Genomic DNA, 20,371 nt, shown 5'->3' with positions numbered 1-20,371 from the left:
AACTGAAAGTAGCAGGGAGGCTTTAATTACTGTTGATGATAAATTTTTTCTGCTTTCTGGTGAGAGGCTTCAGCTTGTAATTCCTCTACCACATCCCAAGCTACGGCACATTCAGCAGAAGTATCACCTTGGTTTTTACATACATCACGGGCTTTTGCGATAGCATTTTGAATCTCTTCGGCTAAAATTTTCTCTTTCGGTTTTTCTACGAAGTCGCCTTTACGCAGAATATCAGAGGTAGAAATTAACCCTAACAATTCTTTTTGAATCACAGGGGCATGATGAATATTGAGTTGACTAAATAAACGAGCAACATATTCTACCCCTAAATCAGGATTTACCACTACACAAGGTTTTGTCATTACCTCATACACTCTCATCTGTTGAGGATCTTTTCCGTAAGCCGCCACTTGCTTCACAATATCGGTTTCAGTAATAATCCCATAAGCATCATCCTCCCGACGACGATCCACAATTAAACAACGGATATTGTTATCTCTCATTAATTGCACTGCTTCAGAAATTGTGGCTGATCCTTTAACTTTTACCACATTTGGGTTCATAATTTCTTTAGCTTTCATTAGCATAATGAATTACTCCTCTATTCCTTAATTTTGTTCTAATTATCTTCGATTTGGCTTTACAATTTTATCAAATTTTAGTCATGAAATTACTTGAGAGATCCAACTGCCATGTAACCCATAAGGAATATGATATTTTAAGCCCAATCGTGCTATTTCTTCTAATGTTTTTCCTTCTAAAATTACGAACTCTGAACAATGTTTTTTCCCATTGTAAACTAAGGTCAACACCCAACCCTCATCTTCTGTTTGACTATCAGGTTTAGGAACAAAAGTGGGTTCGCTAACAAACCCATGGGGGGCATTACTCCATACGAGATGCTCTTGGGTTTGCCAGTCATATTTTAAGATTCCTTGTAAGGGAGCATTACCGATTGATTGATGAGCCGTTGCCATAAATAAATAGCGATAGGGTTGCCCCACTTTATTGGGATGAACTGCTGGAAACTCACAACAACGGGGTTCTACTAACTCTTTATCAACTACTTGTGTTTCTAAATTGAGAGTAAATCGCCATAATTGACCGGGGTGTAGAGCCTCAAAATCAACATCTCTGAAATCAGAATCAGGATCAACTTCTGGGAAATCAGCATAACAAATAGAGTCAACACATAACTGCTGATTATTTATCTCAAAAGCATTACCATGATGAAAAATAAATCCCGCATTAACTTCTAACTTCTTAACGCTTTCACCGCTATTTGTATTTCGGGGAATGACCCAAACTTGACTATTTTCTTCAGGATGAAACTTAATACATTCTCCTGCGCCTCGTAGCCCTAAAGCAAAGGGAATCGGATTAAATTTCACAGGATTTTGGAAAAAGATATAGTAATTAGGCGTAATGGCAAAATCATGAATAAATGCAAACCCAGGCACATTATGACTTTGTTTTCTTAAAAGATTGAAGTTGGCATCAAAATCATAAGTGTGAATAGTTGTGGATAAACCAGGTTCAATATAAAAATTAATTAAACAGGGCTGATTATTATTAAGAGCCGATTGAGGTTCAATCCAAGGATGAGCGGCAAAGGCATCTTTTTCGCCTAAAATGCCATGAAGCTTATCAATTCCGAGAGTTTCTAAAGTTTTGGGATCTAAACGATGAGGTAAACCACCTTCCCATAAAGCAAGGAGTTTATTTCCCCAATAAATAACATTAGTATTAGCAATATTTTTTTGCTTAAAATCAAAAGCATTTTGAAGCCATCCTCCGGGTTTTTGAGTCCCAAAAACATTCCGATATAAAATGGTTCCTGCCTCTTGTTCTTCGATAAAGCCCTGAGTGCGAACAAAGCGGTTTTGAAAATGAACTTTCCCTTCTTGAAACGAAAATTTACAAATCATGCCATCGCCATCAAAGGGATGTTGCACAGGAATGCCATTAATATCGAGTAACCCTGGCCCATTCCGAAATAATGTTCCCTGTAACGCCTTGGGAACCGCCCCAGAAATTAGTTCTAACTCGTAACTTTCTTCTCGCCGTTGCGAGTCATATCCTCGTTGCCATTGTTTTTTAGAATAGGGCTTTTCTTGTTCGGGAGTGGCATTACTGGCTAAGGAAGTCATAACTCCTAGTTTGAATTTACAAAAATTTACACCTACTTGGTTATAACAGTTTCAGTCACACCAGTGCATCTATGCTAAGAATGAGGTCAATAATATGAAGAAATGTTACAAGTAAGAGAAGTAAGGCAATTATTTACTCTCCTCAACCATGTCTGAATTTAATCCCAACTCCCTGAAGGTGAAGGCAGTTCTCCTTGGAGCAAGTCCTTTAGTTATTTTACCCAGTTCTGCAATTTCTCCAGCATTACCAGCAATTCAAGATTATTTTTCCCATATCAATAATTCTGAGTACTGGGTAAGACTAGTTTTAACCATGCCAGCACTTTCAATTATTATCGGAGGAGTGGTAACAGGTCAATTAATTGATCGCCTGGGACGTAAACCTCTGTTAATTGCAGCGGTTATTTTAGCTAGTCTTTCTGGAGGAGCGGGTTATATTTTAGATAGTCTGACGATGTTGCTGTTAACCCGGGTTATTTTAGGTTTTGCAGTAGCAACCGTCATTACCAGTATTACCACGCTCATTGCTGATTATTATGAAGATCAAGCCCGATCAACTTTAATGGGGTTACAATCTACTTGCATTGCAGCTGTGGGGGTGGTTGTTCTTTCTGTTAGTGGGGTGTTGGCAGATATTAGCTGGCGTACTCCGTTTTTAATTTACCTGTCTCCTTTAGTTTTAGTACCTTTCATGGTGTTATGGCTGAGTGAACCGATTGATGAGATTGAAGATTCGGATAACTCACAAACTCAGATTCCTTGGGCGCAACTTCCCCTATTAACGTTGGGGGTAATTTATGGGGTGGAATTGTTGCATATGTTCTTGTTTTATCTTACTCCTGTTCAGTTACCGTTTTATCTGCGTTCATCCTTTGATCTACCTGCCTCTTTAAGTGGATTTGCCCTTTCTACCCTGACATTTTGTCAGGCTGGGATTTCAATTGTTTATGGTCGAGTTAAGGCAAGGTTGAGTTTTGTTAATATTCTCGCGATCGCGTTTGGATTAGCCTGTGTTGGGCATACTATTATTGCAGTCGCTCCCAATTTCAAATTCATTGTTTTCGGATTAGCTATTAGTGGTTTAGGCTTCGGTTTACTCTTCCCTAACTGCAAAGTTTGGCTAACCCAAGCCGTTGAGCCAAAAATTCGAGGTCGTGCTTTAGGCGGGTTAACCACAGCGTTCTATATTGGCGAGTTTCTTTCCCCATTTGCCAGTCAAACTGCTATCCAATGGGTAGGGGCAAGTGGCACTTATGCCCTTGCTAGTGGCATTTTAGGCGTAGTTGCTGTATTTGCCTTGATAGCCAGTACGAAAGATGCCCTCACCCCTTCTGAGTCTTTATCGAGCAATTAAAGATGGGTTACAAAAGGAACAGCCACTACCTTTGCGGTTGCGTCTCCTACTTGCACCGTTAAGCCTTCTCCGCCTGCTTTAGTGCGAATATAGCCTAATCCTTTGACCCCTTCTTCTGTTTCTAGGATACGGGTTAATTTGCCTACTTTTTTCCCTTCTACGGTGATGGGGGTTTCTGGCGTAACGGGTTGTGATAATTCTAGCCCCCATAGCCGTTGTTTAACTCCTTGATATGTATTCAGTCGCGCGATCGTCTCTTGACCAATATAGCAGCCTTTATCAAAGGAAATGGCTTTCCACAGTCCAGCTTCTAGGGGGTTATAATCTTCTGTAAGCTCGTAGTCGGGGAGTGGTCGTCCCTGTTCTAGGCTCAATTCTTCCCACACTTCTGGAGAAAGGGAAGTAACGCCAGCATTGCTTAACATCTCTTGGAAGTTGCTGGCTTGTTGAGAAGACAGAATCAAGGTATAACCAGTTAAGCCTAAATCAGTTCCCAGTGCAACTCGGACAGAAATGCCATTAATTTCTCTCATTTCATGGCTGGCAAATGGTTGATCCTTGAGAGGATTTAATCCCCATTTTTCTAAAAGAGCTGAACTTTTTTCGCCGTAGAGATAGAAAACAGCATTTTCTTGGGAAACATTCTTTAGCTTCACCTGATCCATAGGGAAAAGATAGCGATCTAGCCACTCCATGAGAAATTGCGTCCGATTGGGAGAAACTAATAATATTATTTTATCCTTACCCACATAAACCGTCGCTAAATCAAGATTACGAGCAGTGGAATTCACAAAAACAGTATTGCATCCTTGTCCCGCTTTGAGACTTTTAATTTCATTGGTGCTTTGATTGTGGAGAAAATTAAAACTATCTTCTCCTGTTAATTCAATAATTCCTTGCTCGGAAGCATGGTAACTTGCTACTTCTTTTTGAGCAGTTTTTTTAAGGTCGGAATAAGAACTCATAGGCTTTTATTTTTCTAAACTGGAAAATAAATTTTCAATTTTAGCTTGGGCTTTTTGATCAAGTTTTTCCCAATCTACTTCTCCTGTTTCGGTATCAAATAATCCTGTATCAATATCAACTTGTAATTCTGAGTCTGGGGGAACACTTCCCCGTTGATAGTCTTGAAAACAAACTTCAAAACACAGTTCCCATAAGCTAACTTTAATATCTTGACCTTGCTTACTCAAGCAGAGTTCATACCCTGGAATTGGGGTTTCTACTTCTTGATAACTTTCTCGCCATGCTGAGTCTTCAAGGGCTTTCCGTAAATTATCGACTACCCGAATATAAGCTGGTTGCATCAGTAATTGGGCTTGTTCCCATGCTTGGGAATTACTCAGTTTCGGAATCATAATTTTCCCCTTGCACAGTAATAATCGTCGGCAAAGAAGGGGCTTGGATAGAATTTACCCAAGCCTCAATATTTTCTTCGCCAATGTCTTGCAAAGACTCTAGTAACGCGCTACTTTGATCAAGGAGTTGGGTAACATCAATTTGGAAATAAGTCGGTTCGTACTCTTCTAAGCGTCCAATTCCTTCTCCTAATAAGGTGACTGCCCCCCGCCAGTTCAAATTACTGAGGTGGTAGCAGCCAACGGCAATCTGCAATAGTCCTTGATAAAAAGCGCGATCGCGCAATTCTGCTTCCATCCACAATTCCTCAAAGGTATCATGGCAAGCATAGAACTGTTGCTGATTAAACTGGGTTACTCCTTGCCAAAAAGTAGCAGTAGGCATGAAGACAAAGCCTTATCCCATGGTTTCACGAACTTCTTTGATATAGTCGAGATCAATGTCTTGCTCGTTTCCAGCAAAGTCATGATCGTCGGTTAAAAAGAGCATACAATGACACTCTTTCCGTTCGCGCATCGGAACACAAGGGCAATTCCAGTAGCCATGTTTGGCTTCTGCTTCTTTGTCTTCATAATGGCGACAAGGACACAAGGGCGCACCTAATTCCTCTTTATGCTTGGCTAATCCTTCAATTACCACGGCGGTAACAGACTGATCAGCACAGAAATAAGTCCCAGTTTGTTTGGCATATTTCTGGGAAAAATTCCGCATTAGATTTAAGGCTGAGTCGCCGCTAACATTGGGATTTTGGTCTTCAGTTTGATTTTCAGTGTTTGCAGTCATAGGGCTATAAAACTTCCTAGAATGACAAATATTATTCTATTGTCACACTCCATTTGATTTATTATTTTCTATCATGCCTCACTCCACCTATAAAGATCAATCTGTTAGCGGCTCTTATTTTGACGTAACTCCCAAGCCTTCAACCGGTTTAGTTTCTTAGGAGAGGCATAGACTCAACTGCCGTCTGAACTGTAGTCAGCGTGTTTGCCCGATTTAAAACTACTAGCCAGCAAAGTACCATCGCAACAGCGAGCAAAATCACATAGGGTAAGAACATTTGTAATCCTAAGCCTTCTGCTACATTACCTGCTAACCAAGGAAAGAGGGCTTTTCCTAAGCTGCTTAAACTGGCAATAAAACTAATTGATCCCATTAAAAGATGACTAGGAATAACATTAGAAAGAAATGCAAATCCAGTGGGTAAAATGGGGCCCAAGCAAAAACCCGTTAATAATAAACCAAAACCACTGGTAAAGCTCAGCGCAACTAAATTAAAAAGTAAGAGTCCGCAAACAACTCCAATTAAACAAGTATTAATAATGTTTTTACTACCAATTTTGTGAGCTAAGGGCGCAATACAAACTCTTCCAACAGTTAATCCTAACCAATAACCACTGACTAACCAACCAGCTAAGGCAGTGCTTTCATGACGATATTCCGTGAGAAAACTATAACTCCAATGTCCTAGACTAATTTCGGCACCAGCATAGAAAAGGAGAAAGAAAGCAAATAGCCAAACAAAACGGTATTTTAAGGGGCTATTTTCCTGATTAGAACTTTCTTCGCTAATAGTAGTAGTAGCATCAGCTTTCGTAAATAAGGCACGAATACTGAGTAATAGACAGAGACTGACGGTTGCAATAATAAAATAAATGATATTCCAGCTAAATTTAGCTTCTAAGAGTTGTGAAGCGAGAAAAGGACTGAGTAATGCACCTACCCCGTAAAAAGCGTGAAGATAGTTTAAAAGAGCCGTTTTATTGGGAAGGCTGGCTAAATGGGAATTTAATGCGGCTTCGAGAATTGCTGCCCCAAAGCCTAGTAAGAGAGGAACACCCAACAAAATATATAGTGGTGGTTGACTAGCAAATATTAAAATTCCGCCTAGAAAACTCAGTTTTCCCAGTAAGAGAAATTTTACGTTCCCTAATTTGCTTGAAAGGAAGCTACTATTAAGCGCTGCAATTAAGTAACCGACAGAACCCACAAGAAACGCAAAGCTAAGGGTAGTTTTATCTACATGATAATAATCTCCCCAGCGTGGCAATAAAACTCCAATTACGGCATCATTTGCCCCAATGAGAATAAAGGCGAGAAAGGCAAACCCAATTTGTAGCTTGACGCGTAAGGGGCTTGTGATGTAACTCAAATTTTGTGAATTTTCATTAAGCAGGTTCTCATTTTCTGCTTCAGCGATCGTATCCTGATCGTAAGTTGGATTAGAAAGCCAATTTTCCTCTAACTTGGCTTTTGCTGATACTTGTGTTGGGGGATCTAGTTCTGCTGTCGTCATCGTCGCTTATCCTTTTTGGGAATGTTGAAATTGCAAATCTTAAAACATTCTAGAATTTGTATAGTGGCACTGTCTCGTCTGTGAGAAAAAAAATCAATCAGTTTTTTTTTATTCAGTCAATTATATCCATTGATTGTGACTGAGAAGGCTATGTAATTACGAAGTGAGTAGTTTAAGAATATAAGTTTGCCACATATTCCCCATAGCCGTTATACAGTTGCGTTTCCTTGATTTCCCAAGATAAATCAGGCCCCTCACTAATAAAATTCTCTGTCGCCTGTGACCATCGGGGATGAGGGACTTCAGGATTAACATTAGCAATTAAGCCATACTCATTAGGCATCAATGTATTCCAATAAGTTGCGGGTTGTTCCGCGAGAAATTCCACTTTGGCAATAGACTTTGCCCCCTTAAAGCCATATTTCCACGGTAAAACTGCCCTTAGCGGTGCGCCATGTTGTTTCGGTAATTCTTCCCCATAAATGCCAATGGCAAAAAAGGCTAACTCATTTGCCATTTCATCAAGGCGCAAAGACTCAGTATAGGGCCAAGGAAGTTCCCCAAAATGAAACGTGGGGCCAGGCATGATCTTTTCATCATAAAAGGACGTAAAGCGCACAAATTTAGCCTTAGAGGTAGGTTCAACGGCTTTAATTAACGCTTTCATCGGAAACCCTACCCAAGGTAAAACCATCGACCAGGCTTCCACACAACGAAAGCGATAAATGCGTTCTTCAATAGGAAACTGCTTTTTAATCTCGTCTAAATCATAAGTTTTAGGATTTTTGACTAACCCGGTTACTTCCACTTTCCAATCTTCTGTGGGTAAGTCTTGGGCTTTTAACCAGATAGATTTATTTCCTCCAAACTCATAAAAGTTGTTGTAACTTCCTGCTAATTTTTCATCCGTTATCGGACGTTCTAGGTTAGAAAAATTTGGATTAGTAGAGAGAGGTGAAATTTTAGGACGTTTGAGACTGGCTTTTAAGGCTTGTTCAGATTCAGATTGAGTACAGCCGGTTAAAGAAAATGCAGTTGCCCCAATTCCTACGCCAATGAGACTTTTAAGAAAATGTCGCCGCTTGAGATATAAGCGTTTTGAGGTAATTTGAGAGCGTTCATTATGCCAAGGTTTAGGATTACGGATGATCATTATTTGTTATTTGTGGTACTACTTTTACTCTTAGTTCCGCCTTTTTTAGTAGCTGTTTTACTGCTGGAATTTTTGTTGGCACTGTTACTAGATTTGGTCTTGCTTGTTTTACTTTTAGTTCCAGTTTTACTGCTAGACGTTTTCTTAGAACTCGAATTGCTACTAGATTTGGTCTTGCTTGTTTTACTTTTAGTTCCAGTTTTACTGTTAGACGCTTTCTTGGAACTCGAACTACTAGATTTGGTCTTGGTTGTTGTACTTTTACTTTTTTCTGCTAAAAGTTCCACCGCTCGTTCTAGGGTAATATTCTCAGGCTTTTCTCCTTCTGGAAGACTGGCATTTTTTCGACCATGATTAACATAAGGGCCATGTTGCCCTTTATATAATTTCACGGGCTTATCATTATCAGGGTGATTTCCTAATTCTTTAATTAATTCTTTTTGGTTGCCGCGACGAGTTCTTTTCGGTTGTGAAAGCAGTTCTAAAGCGCGATCTAATCCCACCGTTAACACATCATCCTCTTTCTTTAGAGAACGATAGTCTTTCCCCTCTTTTCCTTGATCATGGACAACATAGGGGCCGTATGGTCCGATCGCGGCTTTGATGGGTGCGCCCGTTGCAGGATGTTCGCCTAAATGACGAGGAAGTGAAAGTAAATCCACTGCCATTTCTAACGTTACATCTTCGGCTTTTGTCCCTTTAGGAATCGAACAGCGTTTCGGCTTTTTCTTCTCTTCAGTGGCTTCTCCTAATTCCACATAAGGACCATATTTACCAATTTTGATAAAGATGGGTTCTCCCGTTTCAGGATGCGTTCCCAGTTGATCTGGCCCTTCTGTTTTCTGGCGAATCAGAACCTCTACTTGTTCAGGATTAATATCAGCAGGAGTCACATCTTGCGGAATAGAAGCCCTGACCTGTCCTTCTTCACTTTCAGTTTCTAGATAGGGGCCAAAATAGCCAATTTTAATTCTCGCATCAATGTTTTCGTCTAAATCAACCGCTTTAGCCGTATCAGGATCAATTTCTTTCTGCTTTTCTTCCACTAGGGTATTGACTCCTTTTTCCCCATAATAAAATTCTTTCAGATAGGGGGTAGAGTCGCTTTTTCCGGCTGCTATGTGATCAAGGGTTTCTTCCATGCGGGCGGTAAAATGAGGATCAACCAATTCCCCAAAATACTGTTCTAAAAGACTGGTGACTGCAAAGGCGGTAAAAGTTGGAACAAGGGCATTACCACGCATTTGCACATAGCCGCGATCGATAATTGTGCTAATAATACTGGCATAGGTACTGGGTCGCCCAATTCCTTCACTTTCTAGCATTTTCACCAGTGAGGCTTCCGTATAACGGGCTGGGGGTTGGGTTTCATGTCCAAGGGACTCTAATTTTTTACAATTGGGATGATCGCCTTCTTTTAAGTTCGGTAAAACCACCTCTTGGTTATCTAAAGCCGCTTCCGGATCATCTGATCCCTCTACATATGCCCGAAAGAATCCAGGAAAGTCAATGCGTTTACCACTAGAACGAAACTCCGCATCTTCCACAGTAAGGGTGACACTAATTTGAGTTAACTTCGCGTTTGCCATTTGTGAGGCAACTGTGCGCTTCCAAATCAAGTCATAGAGGGCAAATTCTCGCCCCTGTAGCCCTGTTTCTTGGGGAGAACGGAAACTTTCTCCAGCTGGGCGGATCGCTTCGTGGGCTTCTTGTGCGCCTTTACTTTTGGTACTGTATTGACGGGGTTTTGGGGAAAGGTATTCTTTACCGTATTTGCTGGTTACACAGCTTCTAGCGGCACTAATGGCTTGTTCAGACAGATGCACCGAGTCAGTCCGCATATAGGTAATATAACCATTTTCATACAAACTCTGAGCCGTCCGCATGGTATCCCGTGCTGAGATTTTTAATTTGCGGTTGGCTTCTTGTTGCAGAGTGGAAGTAGTAAACGGCGGTGATGGCTTGCGAGTAGTGGGTTTTTCTTCAACTTGTTTAACCGTCCATTCTTTATCACTTAGTCGCTCTTTTAGCGCATTCGCATCTGCTTCTTTTAGCAGCACCACATCCTTCCCTTTAGCAATTTTCCCCGTTTTCGGGTCAAAGTCACTACCTGTGGCGAGTTTTTTCCCACCAAGGGTAATTAATTTCGCTTCAAATTCACTTTTTTCTTTTTCTAGGGTGGCTTTTAAGTCCCAATAACTTCCACTTTTGAAAGCCCGCCGTTCTCTTTCTTTTTCCACAATGAGACGTACCGCCACTGACTGCACTCGCCCTGCGGAAAGTCCCCGTGCGATTTTGTTCCACAGTAGGGGAGAGAGGGTATAGCCATAGAGACGATCAAGAATGCGCCGAGTTTCTTGGGCTTCTACTAAGTCATCGTTGACATCCCGACATTGGTTAAGGGCTTCTTGAATCGCCTCACGGGTAATTTCATGGAAAACCATCCGCTTGGTAGGAACTTTTGGGTTGAGTAATTCTTTAAGATGCCAAGAAATGCTTTCTCCTTCTCTGTCTTCGTCTGTGGCGAGGATTAATTCATCGGCTTCTTTGAGGGCGGCTTTGAGTTCCTTAACAACTTTTTTCTTGTCACTGGGAACAACATAAACAGGTTCAAATCCATTTTCTACGTTAACCCCCAGTCGCGCCCAACTTTCCCCTTTAATTTTGGCTGGCACTTCTTTCGCGGAGGAGGGTAAGTCTCGCACGTGGCCCATGGAGGCTTCTACGCGATAATCATTGGGCAGATATTTACGGATGGTTCGGGCTTTAGTTGGTGATTCAACGATGACAAGAGTAGGCATTGGGCTTCAGGAGAATGTAGTAAATTAAACGGCAAATCGCTATTTAATCTTTGATGATAACGAATCTGAATTTATAGCATAGACTTCTTCTACTAATATCAGATCAAATTTAGAATTGCACAGTTTTTTAACCGATACCACTTAACCGATACCACCGAGAAGTCCCCATCCACACTCTATTGGCGATAGGCTTTTTCAGCCTTGGCTCCGATTTCATTAATTTTGATTGATTTGATACTAAGCAGTTTTTAACTCTTCTTGCTTTTTATCGAGAAACTTAGCAATTCCAGACTTCTCGATTAGCCCAAAAACAACACCATTATCCCCAATAACTGCTACCTCATTCTGCTTATTTTGCTCAAACATCATCACTACTTCTAGAAGAGATTGCTTGGGTTTTACAGAAGTTACTTCTTGTGGCGTTGTTAATTCACGAACTGTTTTTTCTGTCCATTCCGAAGTAGGAATAATTTTAAGGTCATCAACTTTTAATTCACCAATTAACTTTCCTTCTTCATCAGTGACTAGAAACTTGCTCCATTCTCCTTTTCCGATGATATACTCGTTAACAAATTCTCGTAAATTTAAATCAGCTTTAATTACAGGACTATTTTCACTCACTGCTTCTTCAGCTGTAAAGCGACTGAGCTTATCTTGCAACGTGGCAGACTGGGCTGAGCGTCCAGCATTTTGTAGTAAGAAAAAGCCAATAAAGGCTGTCCAAATACTACCAAATTGAGTAATGCCAAATACCGAAAATAATCCTAATACAATTGCAATCCAGCCAATAAATTGACCAACAATACTAGCAATAAAAATTCCTCGATACTGATTCCCTGTAATTTTCCAAACAATTGCTTTTAAGACATTACCACCATCAAGTGGCAAGCCTGGAATCATATTAAATAGAGCTAAAATTAAATTAACTGTTGCTAGTAACCCAATTACAGCAGATAGAGGTTCTGAGAGGGAAACAGAGAAGTTAATAGTGGTAAACAGCACAAATAAAAGAACACTGACAGCAGGGCCAGCAATGGCTACTAACAATGCTCCCCATGGTGTTTTAGAATCTTCTTCTAAACTGGCTATGCCACCAAAAATAAAAAGGGTAATTGAGTTCACCTTGATTCCCTGTTTCAGAGCTACAAAACTATGCCCTAATTCGTGAGCTAAAACTGACGAGAATAATAGTAAGGCTGCCACTAATCCTAATAGCCAAGGGGCTACTCCAACTAATTGCGGAAAATTTTGTAGCTGACTACCATAGACCCAAGTCACTAAAACTAATACTAAGAACCATGAGGGGTTAATATAGAAGGGAATGCCAAATAAGTTGCCAACTCTGATATTATTATTCATTGCTTATTCCTTGCTTTCTCATGCAATTACCAATATCGTAACAAAATGTTAAGACAATGTTGCTCAGTGATTGCCGTAAAAGCCGTATTATTTGCGTTCGGTTACACGCTTAACTTGCTATTTCTCTCAAAAGATAGAGCAAGAATTAACTAATAATTTCACTGTCTAACATTATCCGCTTATAATTCTACCAAACATCGTTCATGGAAAATACAGCTGAGTTTATTTGTGCCTTTTGTGGTGAAGGTAATCCTACCTTTATTGATGTTAGTGTTGGTTTAAAACAATGCTATGTGGAAGACTGTCAAGTTTGCTGTAATCCCAATATTTTATACATAAGTATTGATGAAGAGACGCTAGAAGCAGAGATTCATACTGACTGCGAAAGTTGAGCAAACGATTAGTGATTACTTGAAAAAGAATTTTGGAGACAAATTGATAAATTTAGCGAATATTTCTTACTGGCAATTTCCTATTCTTATTAGGGAGGAGTCATAGCAGTGTCACTCTCATGAGGTTTTCGTCCTTTGTCCTTTGTCCTTCGTAAAGCAATGACTAATGACTAGTGAACAATAGCAACAAATTAAGGAAGTTCTTTCCAAATTACCTCACGGAGAGGGAAAATAGAAGAGAATGTTGGAGAAGCAAGTATGTCAGATAATTTACGAAGTAAGGTCGTTACACAAGGAACACAACGCGCCCCGAACCGTGCTATGTTGCGGGCAGTGGGATTTGAAGATCAAGATTTTAATAAGCCAATTGTAGGAGTGGCGAATGGGTTTAGCACCATTACTCCCTGCAATATGGGGATTGATGATTTAGCTATCCGCGCTGAATCTGGTTTTAAGCAGGCTGGGGCAATGCCTCAAATGTTTGGCACAATTACCATTTCTGATGGTATTTCCATGGGAACAGAAGGGATGAAATACTCTCTTGTTTCCCGAGATGTGATTGCTGATTCTATTGAAACAGTCTGTAATGGGCAAAGCATGGATGGTGTCTTAGCCATTGGCGGCTGTGATAAAAATATGCCTGGGGCAATGATTGCTATGGCGCGTCTGAATATCCCTGCGATTTTTGTCTATGGGGGAACGATTAAACCTGGGCATTACAACGGACAAGATTTAACCATTGTTAGTGCGTTTGAAGCAGTTGGGCAACACAGTGCAGGGAAAATTGATGAAGCCCATTTAACAGAAATTGAACGCCGAGCTTGTCCAGGGGCTGGTTCTTGTGGGGGAATGTTTACGGCAAATACTATGTCCTCAGCATTTGAGGTGATGGGGATGAGTCTTCCTTATTCTTCTACCATGGCTGCCGAAGATGCGGAAAAAGCTGATAGTGCCGAAAAGTCTGCTTTTACACTAGTCGAGGCAATTCGCAAACAAATTCTGCCTAGTCAAATTTTAACCCGCAAGGCGTTTGAAAATGCCATTTCAGTGATTATGGCTGTGGGAGGATCAACTAACGCTGTTTTGCATTTGCTTGCTATTGCCAATACGATTGGGGTGGATTTAACGTTAGATGATTTTGCCAAAATTCGCGATCGCGTTCCCGTTTTATGTGATCTAAAGCCTTCAGGACGATATGTAATTACCAATCTTCATGAAGTTGGGGGCATTCCTTTAGTTATGAAAATGCTCCTTGAACATGATCTGTTACATGGAGACGCTTTAACAATTACAGGGCAAACCATTGCGGAAATTTTAGAAGATGTCCCCAGCACGCCTCCCAGTGGTCAAGAGGTGATCCGTCAGTGGGATAATCCTCTGTATGAAAAAGGACATTTAGCCATTCTTAAAGGTAATCTTGCCAGTGAAGGAGCCGTGGCAAAAATTAGTGGGGTAAAAACTCCAAAAATTACGGGGCCAGCGCGAGTCTTTGAGTCAGAAGAAGACTGTCTAGATGCGATTCTAGCTGGGAAAATTCAAGCAGGTGATATTGTTGTGGTTCGCAATGAGGGGCCAAAAGGGGGGCCAGGGATGCGCGAAATGTTAGCCCCGACTTCGGCAATCATTGGCGCTGGTTTAGGCGACTCTGTGGGCTTAATTACCGATGGTCGTTTTTCTGGTGGCACCTATGGCATGGTAGTTGGTCATGTGGCTCCTGAAGCAGCCGTTGGGGGAACCATTGGATTAGTGCAAGAAGGAGATACGATTACCATTGATTCTTACGCGCGATCGCTGCATGTTCACGTTAGCGACAAAGAATTAGAAGAACGACGGAAAAACTGGCAACCTCCCTCTCCTCCCTATTCTAGAGGAGTTTTAGCTAAATACGCTCGGTTAGTCTCTTCTAGTAGCTTAGGGGCAGTAACTGATTTAAATCTGACCCAATAACTGAAAAACCTGAGTATGGAGGACTCCCTCCATGCTTAAGTTACTTACAGACTAATTGATAGAGTCTGGTTCTACCTCTATACAAAGATCACGACAAGGAATCGTATCTTCATGAATAGTACCTTGTTCAGGGGCATGAATTTCTAAAACAGCATCCTCAGGCGCTTCAAACAAAAATCGTTGTGCTGGAAAAACCACCCTCTCCAAATACCAATTAGGAATATTGCTAATGCGAGCAATTACCACTTGGTTACGGTGATTAAAAAAGTGACACATTAACATTGTTTTTTTATCTTTGACAGGTTGAGATGCAATCATTGGGTTATATATCTTAAGTTTGCTAAATGACTGATTGAATTAAAACAAATTAATTACTAATAGGGATCAATTTGATCCCCATACCTTTTAACTTAACAGAGAAAAACAAAAATTAAAAATGAGGTACAAATTAGCACATACGCCTTATTAAACCTTACTTGATTGAATTTAGCCTCTATCAAATAGCATAGAAACAAGAGCAGACAAGGTTTTTTGACTTGTGATAAAAGTTTCTGACTCACTTTCTTAAGTATTCCTAAAGAAAACCTTAAGTTAAATTCACTCTTGTTGTAGGACAGCTTCTACAACGATCAAGTCAAAGAGGCATCGGTTTCAAACAGATGCAAGTACATAGGACTTACGCATTGACAGAATGGTAAGATAATGCAGTGGATTACTGAAGCTGAGGTTTGGGATCATTAGACAAACTAGCAAACCCTCTACTACTGCACGGTGCGGTCTTGAACACTACACCTTATGTTTCCCCTCGGAACCGAAGCAGCGAGGATCTTATCGCTTGTCGCTAGTACCATTCACATGCCTCCCAGAATAGCATCAATCGGTTTCTCCTATAGGAAGCGAAATATTTATTTTTAAGAAATGTTAACGGAAGTCCTCACTTGGGGGTTAATCCGAAGCTAGTGACCGAGGACAGTTGGTATCCCAGTTTAAAAAATATCAAATTTCTAAGAAACCAGAAATTAGGCTTTTTCTGTGGAGTAGTAACATCTTGCTATATCGCAACATGAAGGGGGAAATGGCGTTACCATTGCTTATTTGAAATGATCTTTAAGTATTAAAGGGTTAGTCGCTAGTATCAATAACTATGATCAACTATTCGTAGGAGAATTAGCTAACCAAGAGTTTAGATCATCCTCATTTTCTAAATTAAACATAGCAACACCTAATTCCTCTAACTGAGAACTGTTTAAACTCATTATCTTGGCTTGGGTTTGGGATGACAACTCTCCTAAACGACGATTAAGTAAATTTAGCATTAATTCCTGTTTCCCTTCCTGTTTCCCTTGTTCTTTCCAACTGGTTGTAATTTCCATAATTCCCTCCTTAACTACTGTTGATTGAATTTGTTCAAATTCTTGATTAAATACTTCTAACTCGCTTGCGGTTAAACGCAGATAAGTATCCACAAACCCAGAAATTAGTTGCATTCGCGCTGGATCTAAACGTAAAGTCGCTAATAAGCGCAGACATTCTAATTTCACTCGTGGACGTTCGGTGGGGGCAATCTTCATTTTTGCCATTAACGCACAAGCCACTGGATTAGCTTGATTAAGAAAATCTCGCCAGTTTAAGCGGTTAAGCTGAATCACCCGATAATTAAATTGTAAGACTTGGAGATCAGGAAATTCAACTTGGTAAGAATTAATGGCTTGTTTCTGTGGTTGGTCATAAGAGAAAATGACAATTGGGTAAATGGGTAAATCAAATTTTTCATGCAACCGCGCAAAGTAACGGAACATTCTCTTGTTAAAGTTACTTTGGGATGAGGCTTGATTTTCCAGATGAATCAGAAAGTAAGAGTCTTCTCCTCGAAATTGAACTTCTGCTAATAGATCGGTTTCATAGCGTTCTCCCATTGTGACATCAGTAAAGACTTCTTTATCCCGAAAGGTTACTGATTCAGGTTCGAGGTAGTCCAAAACTTGCGGAAAGAAGAGTTCTAGGAATTCGAGAAAAAAGGTGGAAATTAATTCTTTGAATAGTCAATCATGATCAATCGGTTCTTGATTTTCCATTTTTTGATTTTAATTGTAGCGCGATCGCGAAGCATAGACAGAGTCTAATCGTGCAAGGTTTCTCTTGTAAAAAATCGCCTTAAAAACCTTACTTTACTCAATTATTATCTTGAGACAAATTTGCTGCAAGCCGTTTTATCGCTAACTCTAAACTAGGTAAATAAAGAGTAACTGCGTTCCAAACTTGTTCTAAATCAATTCCATTTAAATAATCATGAACTAAGATATTTCTAAACCCTGATAAAGCACGCCAGTCCACTTCTGGGGCTTCTGCTTTTAACTCATTAGATAACTTTTGTGTTGATTCTGCCATTGTTTGTAATCGGCGTAATACAGCATCTTGTACTAGAGAACTATTCATGAACCTTTCCTTATTATTTTCAGTGTAGTTTTGGATGTGTTCAATACACTCTAAAATATGCGCCAGATAAATAGAATCACGTTCTGAACTCATAAAGGTTTTGCCTCATTTAAAACCCGTTCCCGAATGAAAGGACTTAACCCCTGTTCAGTGACAATATCAACTTTACATCCTAATAAGTCCTGTAAATCCATGAGTAATCCCCCCGGAAACCAAGGACTTGTTTTTGTGGAATCATAGTCAATTAAAAAGTCAATGTCGCTGGCTTCTGTCTCTTCTTTACGGACGACTGAACCAAACACCCGAACGTTAAATGCGCCATGTTGAGAAGCGATTTTTAGGATGTCGTCTCGTTTTTCTTCTAATTGTTCGATCAAGTGCATTATTTCTATTAACTGGTAAAAATAGATTTATTTTTCAAAGGAATGGATCATCGGAAGGGATAAATGTTGAAGCAGGTTCTTTACACTGAACACAAACATACATATAACCTGTAGGATATAATCTTGGGAATGCACTTTTATGTTTACACTTAGGACATAGTATTGGTTTTTCTATCCAAAATTTATCTTCAACATAATCATAGTATTTTGGTAATTTTTTCTTGGTAATACCTATTTTATCAATAAAGTTAGTTGGATCGATAAAATAATTAAACTGATTTCCTTTATTCGCTTTAAATGCTTCTTGATCTAGTTTTGCATGAGGAAAAAAGTCGTATTTTGGATCAGAAAAATCATTTTTATTATCGGTACAAAACCAAACCTCACCTTCTTTAAGTTTCCGAATTACACATAACCAAAGCAAGCAATCACCTACACTACTACTTTTAGAGTTAATGGCAGGAGGGATGCGATTAAAAACTCTTCTCCCTGCTTCAGAAAAAAATTCATCAGAGCAATTTTGATCAATCAATGCTCTTTGAAAGAGACTATCAATAATCTTTAAATTTTGCTCTATATTTGTATCCAATTTTTTTAAATCATTTTGTAGATTATTATGAACATCTAATAAAGAATCTGAATGATCAGGAAAATGTCTTTTAATATCTTTAAGTTGACCAATCCAACTTTTACATTTTTTTGTCCAATTTGCTTTTATTTTATCACGATGCCGCTCAAATTCAATTTTAACTGATTCAGGTAGTATAAGATAAGAATCAGTTTTTTCTATATTTTCACTCAGCGTTTCCAGCAAAGTGTAAAATTTCGGTTCTCCAGCGAGTTTAATCCAAACGCAAGTATCAATGATTAGATACCTATCCATAGCTCTTTGTTAAAGTAATGTTACTTTATTATAACTTTGGTCTTGATAAGCATCATAGTGAATAAAGTTCAATGAAGATAACTCTTTTTGAGAGAGGTAGAAAAGAGTTAGCGATGCGTAAAGACAATAACATTAATTATCTGCCACTAATTCTTTCTCATTCACTGATTCCGACTCCTGCTTCCCATTCGATCGACGTTAACATCCCCGTTAATAATGTCCATACTAACCCAGACTACACAAAATTGTTGAGAATGGTTAATGTACTTAACATGGTGATGACACTGATTAAGAGAATCGGGTGAAACGTACTGCAGTTGCTTCAATGATGCCTTCTTTGCCTCTATCGTTAATAAACTATAGCTTGCTGATTTTGACAGAAAATTAGCTGATTCACAGTGGTAAAGTTAACTTCTGCAAAACGAACCTGAATTGTCACTGAGGTTAATTCTCTCTGAACTTGTCCAATAGAAGTATCTATGCCACAAATTGCCATATCGCAACATGAAGGTGAAAATGGCATTACCATTGCAAATAATCATAATTTAAATCATGCGTATTGTTGTACAAAGAGTTAAATCCTCACAAGTGATTGTTGATGGTAACGTAGTTGGAAAAATTGGGCGGGGCTTAAACTTACTGGTAGGAATTACTGATACTGATACGGAAACAGAACTTGATTGGATGGTGCGAAAATGTCTCGATTTAAGATTATTTTCAGGCAAAAATAGCAATAACTGGGATTATTCTGTTCAAGAAATACAGGGAGAAATCCTTGTTGTTAGCCAGTTTACCCTTTATGGCGATTGTCGCAAAGGTCGTCGCCCCTCTTTTAGTCAAGCCGCGTCTCCTGAAACCGCAAAATCCCTTTATGAAAAGTTTGTGGAAAAACTAGAAGCCAGTGGCTTAAAAATTGCAACAGGACAGTTTGGTGCTAATATGCAAGTAAGTTTAGAAAATGATGGGCCAGTAACGTTGTTATTGGAACGGGAAGCTGAAAATTAGTTTTTACTGAAAAGTTATGTTACTGCGTACTGCTACTACTGCCACAGTTTTAACTCTGTTGATGTCGGCTACTCCAGCATTAAGTGAGAATTTAAGTCATCTCAATCAGTTGTTATCGAGTCGAGAATGCGAAGATTGTAATCTGGTTAATGCGGGGTTAGTGAGAGCCAACTTAGCAGGAGCGCAATTACAAGGGGCAAATTTAGCCAATGCTAACCTGAGTCGTGCTAACCTCTCTGGGGCAGATTTAACGGGGGCTAATTTAACTGGGGCTTCCCTAAATGGGGCAGATTTAACTGGGGCAAACTTAACAGGCGTTACGTTACAGCAAACTGATTTAAGAAATTCTTATTTAACCAATGCACAATTAGAAGGCACCAGTTTAGAAAATGCCTATATTCAAAGAGCAGTAGGAATTCCCACTTCCGCGAGTTCTGCGGATCAGCTTTATCGCCTTGCTGTTGCTGAAGCCCAACAAAGAAACTATGAAATCGCTGTTGAATATTCTACTCAAGCCATTGAAGCTGACAGTGACTATGCACCAGCTTATTTAGGAAGAGGCGTTGCGCGTTATGAATTGGGGGATGAAAGCGCCGCCAGAGAAGATGCAGAAGTAGCGGCAGAACTTTTTGCGGCTCAAGATAATGCAGAAGGGGTGCAGGCTTCCCAACAGTTTATGAAAGCTATGGAAATTGCACGACAGCGACCAGAAGACAATGGAGGGGGGTCTAGTTTTGGTGATATTTTGACAGGAATTGGCTCTCTCTTAATGCGTTTTTTATTTTAGGGTCAAGGCGATAATCCTACAATCAAAATTGTTGATTTTGGTATTGATAACTTAACTCATTTTCTG

General features: G+C 39.8%; 21 protein-coding genes and 1 pseudogene. 6 read left to right on the top strand and 16 right to left on the bottom strand.

Annotated features, from left to right (window positions below):
* Positions 1-26: 26 nt before the first annotated feature.
* Both FRE64_RS08915 and FRE64_RS08910 read right to left on the bottom strand, forming a co-directional pair.
* Positions 27-587, bottom strand: a complete 561-nt coding sequence (locus FRE64_RS08915) for a CBS domain-containing protein (RefSeq protein ID WP_146295687.1) — start codon at positions 585-587, stop codon at positions 27-29.
* 75 nt (positions 588-662) lie between these two features.
* Positions 663-2,150: a carotenoid oxygenase family protein gene (locus tag FRE64_RS08910; RefSeq protein WP_146295685.1), complete on the bottom strand. Its 1,488-nt coding sequence runs from the start codon at positions 2,148-2,150 to the stop codon at positions 663-665.
* A 148-nt stretch (positions 2,151-2,298) separates the two neighbouring features.
* On the opposite strand from FRE64_RS08910, the gene FRE64_RS08905 reads away from it, so the two are divergent.
* Entirely contained in the window at positions 2,299-3,504 is a 1,206-nt protein-coding gene (locus FRE64_RS08905) for an MFS transporter (protein ID WP_146295683.1), read from the top strand.
* On the opposite strand, the gene ygfZ is transcribed toward FRE64_RS08905, so the two are convergent.
* The 8 genes from ygfZ to FRE64_RS08865 all read right to left on the bottom strand — a co-directional run bounded on the left by ygfZ (position 3,501) and on the right by FRE64_RS08865 (position 12,472).
* Positions 3,501-4,469 (bottom strand): CAF17-like 4Fe-4S cluster assembly/insertion protein YgfZ, encoded by a 969-nt coding sequence (gene ygfZ / locus FRE64_RS08900; RefSeq protein WP_146295682.1) that lies wholly within the window; start codon positions 4,467-4,469, stop codon positions 3,501-3,503. The genes FRE64_RS08905 and ygfZ overlap by 4 nt on opposite strands.
* Before the next feature lie 6 nt (positions 4,470-4,475).
* Positions 4,476-4,862, bottom strand: a complete 387-nt coding sequence (locus FRE64_RS08895; protein WP_146295681.1) for a hypothetical protein — start codon at positions 4,860-4,862, stop codon at positions 4,476-4,478.
* The gene (locus FRE64_RS08890; RefSeq protein ID WP_146295679.1) at positions 4,843-5,247 is read right to left on the bottom strand and encodes a DUF309 domain-containing protein; all 405 of its coding nucleotides are present in this window, start codon (positions 5,245-5,247) and stop codon (positions 4,843-4,845) included. The genes FRE64_RS08895 and FRE64_RS08890 overlap by 20 nt, the downstream gene beginning before the upstream one ends.
* A 12-nt stretch (positions 5,248-5,259) precedes the next feature.
* Positions 5,260-5,646, bottom strand: coding sequence for a ferredoxin-thioredoxin reductase catalytic domain-containing protein (locus FRE64_RS08885; protein ID WP_222597802.1), 387 nt, complete (start codon positions 5,644-5,646; stop codon positions 5,260-5,262).
* 148 nt (positions 5,647-5,794) lie between these two features.
* Positions 5,795-7,159 carry an MFS transporter gene (locus FRE64_RS08880; RefSeq protein ID WP_146295678.1) on the bottom strand — a complete coding sequence of 455 codons (1,365 nt, stop codon included), beginning with the start codon at positions 7,157-7,159 and terminating at the stop codon, positions 5,795-5,797.
* 172 nt (positions 7,160-7,331) lie between these two features.
* Complete coding sequence (msrP, locus tag FRE64_RS08875; RefSeq protein WP_222597905.1) at positions 7,332-8,315, bottom strand: protein-methionine-sulfoxide reductase catalytic subunit MsrP; 984 nt, start codon at positions 8,313-8,315, stop codon at positions 7,332-7,334.
* The gene (gene topA / locus FRE64_RS08870; protein ID WP_146295674.1) at positions 8,312-11,113 is read right to left on the bottom strand and encodes a type I DNA topoisomerase; all 2,802 of its coding nucleotides are present in this window, start codon (positions 11,111-11,113) and stop codon (positions 8,312-8,314) included. Before topA ends, msrP begins: the two co-directional genes overlap by 4 nt.
* A 237-nt stretch (positions 11,114-11,350) precedes the next feature.
* Positions 11,351-12,472 (bottom strand): site-2 protease family protein, encoded by a 1,122-nt coding sequence (locus FRE64_RS08865; protein ID WP_146295672.1) that lies wholly within the window; start codon positions 12,470-12,472, stop codon positions 11,351-11,353.
* 203 nt (positions 12,473-12,675) lie between these two features.
* Here FRE64_RS08865 and FRE64_RS08860 point away from each other — a divergent pair, with 203 nt between their 5' ends.
* A complete protein-coding gene (locus FRE64_RS08860; protein WP_146295670.1) occupies positions 12,676-12,864 on the top strand; it encodes a CPXCG motif-containing cysteine-rich protein in 189 nt (62 codons plus the stop codon).
* A gap of 258 nt (positions 12,865-13,122) precedes the next feature.
* Positions 13,123-14,811, top strand: a complete 1,689-nt coding sequence (gene ilvD, locus FRE64_RS08855) for a dihydroxy-acid dehydratase (protein WP_146295668.1) — start codon at positions 13,123-13,125, stop codon at positions 14,809-14,811.
* 51 nt (positions 14,812-14,862) lie between these two features.
* Here ilvD and FRE64_RS08850 read toward each other — a convergent pair whose 3' ends face one another.
* The gene (locus FRE64_RS08850) at positions 14,863-15,129 is read right to left on the bottom strand and encodes a DUF1830 domain-containing protein (protein WP_146295666.1); all 267 of its coding nucleotides are present in this window, start codon (positions 15,127-15,129) and stop codon (positions 14,863-14,865) included.
* A 597-nt stretch (positions 15,130-15,726) separates the two neighbouring features.
* Here FRE64_RS08850 and FRE64_RS17860 point away from each other — a divergent pair.
* A pseudogene (locus FRE64_RS17860) lies at positions 15,727-15,851 on the top strand (IS701 family transposase); the annotation flags it as partial.
* A 108-nt stretch (positions 15,852-15,959) separates the two neighbouring features.
* On the opposite strand, the gene FRE64_RS08845 reads toward FRE64_RS17860, so the two are convergent.
* The 5 genes from FRE64_RS08845 to FRE64_RS17475 all read right to left on the bottom strand — a co-directional run bounded on the left by FRE64_RS08845 (position 15,960) and on the right by FRE64_RS17475 (position 19,042).
* Complete coding sequence (locus FRE64_RS08845) at positions 15,960-16,838, bottom strand: DUF4351 domain-containing protein (RefSeq protein WP_246140424.1); 879 nt, start codon at positions 16,836-16,838, stop codon at positions 15,960-15,962.
* A gap of 145 nt (positions 16,839-16,983) precedes the next feature.
* Entirely contained in the window at positions 16,984-17,340 is a 357-nt protein-coding gene (locus tag FRE64_RS08840; RefSeq protein WP_146295664.1) for a HepT-like ribonuclease domain-containing protein, read from the bottom strand.
* Positions 17,337-17,630, bottom strand: a complete 294-nt coding sequence (locus FRE64_RS08835; protein ID WP_146295662.1) for a nucleotidyltransferase family protein — start codon at positions 17,628-17,630, stop codon at positions 17,337-17,339. The genes FRE64_RS08840 and FRE64_RS08835 overlap by 4 nt, the downstream gene beginning before the upstream one ends.
* A 34-nt stretch (positions 17,631-17,664) precedes the next feature.
* Positions 17,665-18,513, bottom strand: coding sequence for a PIN domain-containing protein (locus tag FRE64_RS08830; protein WP_146295661.1), 849 nt, complete (start codon positions 18,511-18,513; stop codon positions 17,665-17,667).
* A gap of 349 nt (positions 18,514-18,862) precedes the next feature.
* A complete protein-coding gene (locus tag FRE64_RS17475; protein ID WP_186708745.1) occupies positions 18,863-19,042 on the bottom strand; it encodes a hypothetical protein in 180 nt (59 codons plus the stop codon).
* Between the two features lie 23 nt (positions 19,043-19,065).
* Between FRE64_RS17475 and dtd the strand changes: the two genes are divergently transcribed.
* Both dtd and FRE64_RS08820 read left to right on the top strand, forming a co-directional pair.
* Complete coding sequence (dtd, locus tag FRE64_RS08825) at positions 19,066-19,518, top strand: D-aminoacyl-tRNA deacylase (protein ID WP_146295659.1); 453 nt, start codon at positions 19,066-19,068, stop codon at positions 19,516-19,518.
* Between the two features lie 16 nt (positions 19,519-19,534).
* Positions 19,535-20,305, top strand: a complete 771-nt coding sequence (locus FRE64_RS08820) for a pentapeptide repeat-containing protein (protein WP_146295657.1) — start codon at positions 19,535-19,537, stop codon at positions 20,303-20,305.
* Positions 20,306-20,371: the final 66 nt, after the last annotated feature.

Source organism: Euhalothece natronophila Z-M001, from assembly GCF_007904085.1.
Taxonomy (GTDB): Bacteria; Cyanobacteriota; Cyanobacteriia; order Cyanobacteriales; family Rubidibacteraceae; genus Halothece; species Halothece natronophila.
The sequence above is the reverse complement of the archived record's forward strand: the minus strand, read 5'-3'. Positions and strand labels throughout refer to the sequence as shown.

Coding starts and splice junctions, on each gene's coding strand:
- FRE64_RS08830 (WP_146295661.1), bottom strand. CDS start 18,513: ATGGATAGGTATCTAATCATTGATACTTGCGTTTGGATTAAACTCGCT.
- FRE64_RS08885 (WP_222597802.1), bottom strand. CDS start 5,646: ATGACTGCAAACACTGAAAATCAAACTGAAGACCAAAATCCCAATGTT.
- FRE64_RS08895 (WP_146295681.1), bottom strand. CDS start 4,862: ATGATTCCGAAACTGAGTAATTCCCAAGCATGGGAACAAGCCCAATTA.
- FRE64_RS08915 (WP_146295687.1), bottom strand. CDS start 587: ATGCTAATGAAAGCTAAAGAAATTATGAACCCAAATGTGGTAAAAGTT.
- FRE64_RS08820 (WP_146295657.1), top strand. CDS start 19,535: ATGTTACTGCGTACTGCTACTACTGCCACAGTTTTAACTCTGTTGATG.
- FRE64_RS08865 (WP_146295672.1), bottom strand. CDS start 12,472: ATGAATAATAATATCAGAGTTGGCAACTTATTTGGCATTCCCTTCTAT.
- FRE64_RS17475 (WP_186708745.1), bottom strand. CDS start 19,042: ATGGTAATGCCATTTTCACCTTCATGTTGCGATATGGCAATTTGTGGC.
- FRE64_RS08880 (WP_146295678.1), bottom strand. CDS start 7,159: ATGACGACAGCAGAACTAGATCCCCCAACACAAGTATCAGCAAAAGCC.
- FRE64_RS08890 (WP_146295679.1), bottom strand. CDS start 5,247: ATGCCTACTGCTACTTTTTGGCAAGGAGTAACCCAGTTTAATCAGCAA.
- FRE64_RS08860 (WP_146295670.1), top strand. CDS start 12,676: ATGGAAAATACAGCTGAGTTTATTTGTGCCTTTTGTGGTGAAGGTAAT.
- ygfZ (WP_146295682.1), bottom strand. CDS start 4,469: ATGAGTTCTTATTCCGACCTTAAAAAAACTGCTCAAAAAGAAGTAGCA.
- dtd (WP_146295659.1), top strand. CDS start 19,066: ATGCGTATTGTTGTACAAAGAGTTAAATCCTCACAAGTGATTGTTGAT.
- FRE64_RS08905 (WP_146295683.1), top strand. CDS start 2,299: ATGTCTGAATTTAATCCCAACTCCCTGAAGGTGAAGGCAGTTCTCCTT.
- topA (WP_146295674.1), bottom strand. CDS start 11,113: ATGCCTACTCTTGTCATCGTTGAATCACCAACTAAAGCCCGAACCATC.
- ilvD (WP_146295668.1), top strand. CDS start 13,123: ATGTCAGATAATTTACGAAGTAAGGTCGTTACACAAGGAACACAACGC.
- FRE64_RS08910 (WP_146295685.1), bottom strand. CDS start 2,150: ATGACTTCCTTAGCCAGTAATGCCACTCCCGAACAAGAAAAGCCCTAT.
- FRE64_RS08835 (WP_146295662.1), bottom strand. CDS start 17,630: ATGCACTTGATCGAACAATTAGAAGAAAAACGAGACGACATCCTAAAA.
- FRE64_RS08850 (WP_146295666.1), bottom strand. CDS start 15,129: ATGATTGCATCTCAACCTGTCAAAGATAAAAAAACAATGTTAATGTGT.
- FRE64_RS08840 (WP_146295664.1), bottom strand. CDS start 17,340: ATGAGTTCAGAACGTGATTCTATTTATCTGGCGCATATTTTAGAGTGT.